Genomic DNA, 6,077 nt, shown 5'->3' with positions numbered 1-6,077 from the left:
AGGCGGTGCTCGTGGGCTGGCAATACACCGCCATGGCCCTCGGCTTTCACTGGTGGGTCTGCCGCTACCTGAACCGCGCCCCCGCCCAGGGGGTGGTCGAGAGCGAGGGGAGGGAAGGGCGGTGAGCGCGCGCGATGCCGTGGAGCAGCTTGGGGCGAGGATCGGTTTCGGCCGTCTCATGCAACTCGCCGAGGAAGTCTGGGGTGAGAGGCTGAATGCGCAGGGACTGCCTCCTGGCGCCCGGTTCGCAGTGGGGCCCTGCGCTGGCTTCATGGTGCCCTGCACCCACCCCGTCCTGGATCAGCACGGACACTGCGAGGTCTGCTGCGGGTCTGGGCGTGTGACGAAGTGGGTTGCCGCCATGTCCACCACCGCCCCCGCCGCAAGCCGGGAGGAGGGGAAGCTGTGAGTGTAGGTGTAGCGAGCACGCATGGCGTCGCCGGGCCTGACCACTGGATGGCCGGATGGATCGCCGCTGAGTGCGGCGGCGAGGGCAAGCCGCCCGTATGGCTTCTACCGAAGGCTCAGGACGAGTGGGCCGAGGGTTGGGCGGCCTTCCACGAGGGCAAGCGCGGGAGGAACGCGCCATGATGTGGGCCACGAGCATCACCCTGGCGATCATGGGGGTGATCAAGGTCGTCCCTGTGGGCCAGCGCGAATACCGAGGGGTCGAGTTCCTGATTGGCATTTGGTGCCTCGGCTGCGCCTACGCGATCTGGGACCGCATCCCATGACCCGCTCCCTACCCGCCGTCCCCCGCTTCCAGGTCGACTGCATCCGGACCGAGTTCCAGTTCCGCCTCCTGCCGGAAGAGGGGAGGGGGATGGAGATCCAGGCCTGCAATGAGGGGGTGGGGTGATGGGAATTGATGGGAGCCTGCAACGTGTCGCGGCAGAGGATCAGGAGAAGATCATGACCTTTGTTCCTGCTCCGGTACAGCACCGGCGGCCAATCGCTCCTGAGCCACAGGTGGAGGATGCCGGACGACTTCAGCGGGCCAGGGCTCTGGCTTCTGCGCTGGTTGCAAGGGAACTGACGGCGGTCAGGGACGCAGAACGGTCTGCGGCGGTGGCAAGGGCAGCTCGCGTGGCCGCCCCTGAGCGGCATCCTGACGCGAAGGCCCCCGCTCTGCGAGGATTGGACCATGGGGCCGCGCATCAGAGGCGAATGGGCCGATTGGAAGTGGCCGAGGGAACGGACCCGACCCGGGTGGACGGGCCGCTCATTCGGCGCGCAAGGGTGCGTGACCCTCTGCGATCCATGGTGTGCCGGCGGTCGATACCATACCGCTCTTATCATGCGGCCAATCTCTGGCTGGACGATCTTGCCAAGGCCGCCGGCGGGGGCACCGCAGCCGAAGCAATTCGCGTCGTGACCGCGCCTTGGGGGAGAACGCACCTGATGCCGGATCACCAGCGCCAGGCGATGCGCCGGGCGCAGGACGCGTGGCAGAAGGCGATCGGTCTTATTGCGAGCGGCGTGGTGTCTTGGGTGGTGATTTCGAATGGCACCTTGGACGACTACGCGAGCTGCAAGGGGATGCGCCGACAGACTGCCGCCGAGACCCTTGGCGATGCGCTCGATCGCCTCGCCGACTTCTATCAAGTTGGCGACGTTCAGCCCCCAAAAGAATTCTGTTGACCCGGGAAGGCTACGGTGCCACAAATCATTACCCTTGTGGGGATTATGCCCTGGTGCTCTCTAGCGCCGGGGCTTTCTCATTTCTGGTCGCTGGAGGGCGTGGGCGTTCAGGGAGGCGGATATGGCCCTGACTGACCAAAAGCGCCGCTTTGTCGAAGAATACTTGGTCGATCTCAACGCGACGCAAGCGGCCATTCGGGCCGGTTATGCCCCGAAAAATGCCGACGCCAACGCCCATCGCCTCCTCGCCGACCCCGAGGTCGCCGCCGCCATCGCCGAAGCCCAGGCGGCGCGGTCGAGGCGGACGGAGATCACGCAGGATCGGGTGCTGTCCGAGCTGGCGGCGCTGGCGCATTTGGATCCCGCCGAGATTGTCTCGGTCGAGGTGAAAGAGCCCAAGGACATTGCCAAGCTGCCCGAGCACGTGCGCCGGGCGATTCTCGGCTGGTCCTGGGACCGCAACGGCAACTTTGTGCTGAAGCTCAGCGACAAGCGGGGTGCGCTCGAACTGCTCGGGCGGCACCTCGGCATGTGGCGGGACAAGGTGGAACTGACCGGCAAGGATGGCGGGCCGGTGGAGGTAGAGGATGCAAGGGACCGCATCGCTCGCCGCCTCGCTCGCCTTGCTCCCGCCAGCACAGAGGGTGGCGGTCCTAGCTGATTTAACGCCGAATGAGGCGGAAGCACTCGAATTCGACTGGCGGTTCTGGGGGCGGCCTTCGCAGTTCGCCCCGCCGGGCGCCTGGCGCACCTGGCTCCTGCTTGCCGGCCGCGGCTTCGGCAAGACCCGCACCGGCGCCGAGTGGGTGCGCGAGATCAAGGACAGCGTAGGCCGCATCGCCCTGGTGGCTCCGACTGCCGCCGACGTGCGCGATGTGATCGTGGAAGGCGAGAGCGGAATCCTGGCCATCTCGCCCCCTTGGGATCGCCCGGTTTACGAGCCGTCCAAGCGGCGCCTGACCTGGCCGAACGGAGCGCAGGCTGCCTGCTACTCGGCCGATGAGCCGGAACGCCTGCGCGGGCCTCAACACGGGGCCGCCTGGTGTCTGCTAGGCGACACGGCGGTTCTAATGGCGGACGGCACCGAACGGCCTCTGCGCGAGGTCGCGGTTGGTGACGTGGTGCACACCCGTTTCGGCCCCCGTGCCGTCACAGGTTCTGCGCTCACAAGACGAAATGCAGATGTAATGCGCGTGCGTGCCGTGGGCGGACAAGCTATCATCGGCACGCCCGATCATCCCGTGTGGGTGGAGGGCATGGGCTTCGTGCCCATCGGACACCTCCGGCCGGGAATGCGGGTATGTGTGACGCTTGCGTGGAATGGGGCGGACGCCTCTGGCACCGGACGCGCTCCGGCTACTACGAGGTTTCCCTCCGGCTGCACCGGGCAGTATGGGAAGCGGCGCACGGTCCAATCCCGGACGGGTACCACGTGCATCACATCAGTGGCGACAAGAGCGACAACCGGCTCGAAAATCTCGTGCTCCTCACGCACGGGGAGCACAGCGCCCGCCACTACGATGAAAAGCTTGTGCCTCACCGCGCCCGGGCTGCAGCGAATGGCCGGGCGGCTATGGAGCGGAACCGAGCTATCCGCCTTCGACGGCCTCTCTCCTGCGCCGTCTGTGGGGGCATCTTCCATAGTCCGTCGAGCCATCCGACCCGGTTCTGCTCATCCGCCTGCGTGCAACGTGCACGGTCAGGCGCTTTCGGCGGCGAGAAACGGATCTGCCTCTGGTGCGCCGGAGAGTTCGACGCGACCAAACGGGAGCAGAAGTATTGCTCCCGGGTCTGCAACAATAGGGCGACGGCAGCGCGGCCCCGGCAGGAGGCCAGGACCATTCAGTGCGCTCACTGCTCTAAACCCTTCACTAGCGCCCGAGCCAACGCGCGGTTCTGTGAACGGGCATGTGCATTGGCTTTCCACGCGGGAAATCCTTTCCGTGGAAAGGTTAGCCAAGCGGCATGATGTCTATGACATCGCGGTAGAGGGCGCGCACGAGTTCTTCGCTAACGGCATCCTCGTGCACAACTGCGACGAGCTGGCGGCGTGGCGGTACCCCGAGGCTTGGGACATGCTGATGTTCGGGCTGCGGCTCGGGGATGACCCTCGCGCCGTGGTCACGACGACACCGAAGCCCGTGAAGCTGGTCCGGGATCTGCTGCGGGACCCGACCACGGCAGTCACGCGGGGATCTACCTACGAAAACAAGGGCAACCTCGCCCCCGCCTTCCTCTCGCAGATCGTGGCGAAGTACGAGGGCACCCGCCTCGGCCGTCAGGAGCTGAACGCCGAGGTTCTGGAAGACGTGCCCGGCGCCCTATGGAACCGGGAAATGCTGGACAGCCTGCGGATCAAGCGGGCGCCCGAGGATCTGAAGCGGATCGTCGTAGCCGTGGACCCAGCGGGCAGCTCGGGCGAGGACGCTGACGAGACAGGCATCGTGGTTTGCGGGCTTGGGCGGGACGGGCACGGCTACGTGCTGGAGGATCTGACCTGCCGCGAGAGCCCGGACGGCTGGGCCCAAGCTGCGGTGAACGCTTACCGGCGCCACAAGGCGGACCGGATCGTGGCGGAACGGAATTTTGGCGGAGATATGGTGGAAAGCACCATCCGCACAGTGGACCGCAATGTACCGGTGACGCTCGTTCACGCCTCACGCGGCAAGGTTCGCCGGGCTGAGCCTGTCGCGGCGCTTTATGAGCAGGGCCGGGTCCACCACGTCGGGGCCTTCGCTGCGATGGAGGACCAGATGTGCGCCTTCACCGCTGACTTCGATCGCGCCAAGGCCGGCTACTCGCCGGATCGGCTGGACGCCGCTGTGTGGGGACTGACGAACCTCATGGTGGAAGGTCAGGCCCCTCAGCCCGTCTTCGGCACCTACGGCCGCTAAAACCGCATGGCAACTATAAGCGACATTCTGCCTCAGAAGGAGCCCGGCCCCAACACGCCCTCGGCGGATCACGCGGCGATGCAGCCGTACTGGCGCATGGTTGACGCCATCCTGGGCGGTAAGGACGCCATGCAGCGGGGCGGCGTCGCCTACCTGCCGCGCTTCGAGAACGAGAGCGATGGGGATTACAGCCACCGGCTGGCCGCCGCGCCCTTCACGAACATCTACGCCGATATCTCGCGCAACCTGGCGTCGAAGCCCTTCAGCCGGGAGGTCCGGCTGGGCGATGGCGCCCCGGCGCCGCTGATCGATCTCTGCGAGGATATCGACGGACAGGGCAACCATCTGCACGTCTTCGCCGCCGCAACCTTCAAGGCGGGGCTGGACAAGGGCATCGACTGGATTCTGGTAGACTATCCGCCTGGTGACGGCTCGGGGCGGCCCCGCACGGTGGCCGAAGAGCGCCGCGCCGGGCTGCGGCCCTATTGGGTGCACATCCCGGCCGAGCGCATGCTCGCCGTTTACTCCGACTTCATTGCGGGCCGCGAGGCTATCGTGCACGCTCGCGTCCACGAGCCTGTGACCGTGCGGGAGGGGTTCGGAGAGAGGGTTGTGGATCGGGTTCGCGTCTTTGAGCGATCCCCGATGGAGGGTGGCTACGGCCCGGCGACCTACCAGCTCTACGAGAAGCGCCAGAACGCTGACGGTTCCGTCCGTTGGGACAGCATCGAGGGGCCGGCGCCTCTCTCCATTGGGGTGATCCCGCTGGTGCCGTTCCTGACGGGGGATCGGCTTGGAGCCACCTGGCAGGTCCGACCACCGCTGAAGGACATCGCATACCTTCAGATCGAAGAGTACCAGCAAGAGTCCAACCTCAAGAACATCCATGAACTGACCTGCTTCCCCATGCTGGCCGGGCAGGGCATCTCCGCTCCTGTGGACGAGACTGGTCGACAGGTTCGGGTTCCGGTGGGCCCGCGCGCAGTCCTGTTTGCGCCGCCAAACTTACAGTCCGGCACCCACGGCGAGTGGAAGTACATCGAACCGGCCTCGGGCTCCCTGGAGCGCCTGGCGCAGCATCTCGAAAAGACCCAGACCAATATGCGTGACCTCGGCATGCTGCCGATGACGCAGGCGAATCTCACCGTTATCAGCGCGGCCGGAGTGGCGCTGAAAGCCAATTCCGCCGTCCAGGCATGGGCGCTGCGTTTCAAGGACGCTTTGGAACAGGCCTTTGTCCTCACCGCCTTGTGGCTGGGCCTGCCAACCGACCGGGCCGAGGTGGATGTCTACACCGACTTTGGCGTGCGGACGGGAGACAGCGACGAGATGGGCGCCCTGCTGGATGCCGCCGAGAAGAAGGTGGTGAGCCGGCGTACCGCGCGGACGGAACTGAAGCGCCGCGGGCTGCTGTCGGAGGATTTTGATGCGGACGCCGACGCAGTGCAGTTGCGGGCAGAGGCTGATCCCGAACCGGTGCAGCCGGGCACCTAAGCGACTTTGCCGGGGCGCTGATGCGTCCGGGCGCCACGGGGCGGATGC

The 6,077-nt window shown here is 66.3% G+C and carries 8 protein-coding genes and 1 pseudogene; all 9 read left to right on the top strand.

Annotated elements, in window-relative coordinates; all coding sequences use genetic code 11:
- The first annotated feature begins 121 nt into the window (after positions 1-121).
- Positions 122-409 (top strand): hypothetical protein, encoded by a 288-nt coding sequence (locus tag ACO1BU_RS28670; RefSeq protein WP_424139383.1) that lies wholly within the window; start codon positions 122-124, stop codon positions 407-409.
- Positions 410-587: 178 nt separating this feature from the next.
- Positions 588-734 (top strand): hypothetical protein, encoded by a 147-nt coding sequence (locus ACO1BU_RS28665; protein WP_424139382.1) that lies wholly within the window; start codon positions 588-590, stop codon positions 732-734.
- A complete protein-coding gene (locus ACO1BU_RS28660; RefSeq protein WP_424139381.1) occupies positions 731-859 on the top strand; it encodes a hypothetical protein in 129 nt (42 codons plus the stop codon). Before ACO1BU_RS28665 ends, ACO1BU_RS28660 begins: the two co-directional genes overlap by 4 nt.
- A gap of 542 nt (positions 860-1,401) precedes the next feature.
- Entirely contained in the window at positions 1,402-1,641 is a 240-nt protein-coding gene (locus ACO1BU_RS28655; protein ID WP_424139380.1) for a hypothetical protein, read from the top strand.
- A 121-nt stretch (positions 1,642-1,762) separates the two neighbouring features.
- Positions 1,763-2,302, top strand: a complete 540-nt coding sequence (locus ACO1BU_RS28650; protein WP_424139379.1) for a terminase small subunit — start codon at positions 1,763-1,765, stop codon at positions 2,300-2,302.
- A pseudogene (locus ACO1BU_RS28645) lies at positions 2,229-2,675 on the top strand (terminase large subunit domain-containing protein); the annotation flags it as partial. The gene ACO1BU_RS28650 and the pseudogene ACO1BU_RS28645, both read left to right, overlap by 74 nt.
- Before the next feature lie 266 nt (positions 2,676-2,941).
- Complete coding sequence (locus ACO1BU_RS28640; RefSeq protein WP_424139385.1) at positions 2,942-3,610, top strand: HNH endonuclease signature motif containing protein; 669 nt, start codon at positions 2,942-2,944, stop codon at positions 3,608-3,610.
- Positions 3,585-4,535 (top strand): phage terminase large subunit family protein, encoded by a 951-nt coding sequence (locus ACO1BU_RS28635; RefSeq protein ID WP_424139384.1) that lies wholly within the window; start codon positions 3,585-3,587, stop codon positions 4,533-4,535. Before ACO1BU_RS28640 ends, ACO1BU_RS28635 begins: the two co-directional genes overlap by 26 nt.
- 6 nt (positions 4,536-4,541) lie before the next feature.
- Positions 4,542-6,029, top strand: coding sequence for a DUF4055 domain-containing protein (locus tag ACO1BU_RS28630; RefSeq protein WP_424139378.1), 1,488 nt, complete (start codon positions 4,542-4,544; stop codon positions 6,027-6,029).
- Positions 6,030-6,077 lie beyond the last annotated feature (48 nt).

Source organism: Roseomonas chloroacetimidivorans, from assembly GCF_049629625.1.
GTDB classification, from domain to species: domain Bacteria; phylum Pseudomonadota; class Alphaproteobacteria; order Acetobacterales; family Acetobacteraceae; genus Roseomonas; species Roseomonas chloroacetimidivorans.
Note: the sequence above shows the minus strand (reverse complement) of the source record. Positions and strands in the feature narration are given on the sequence as shown.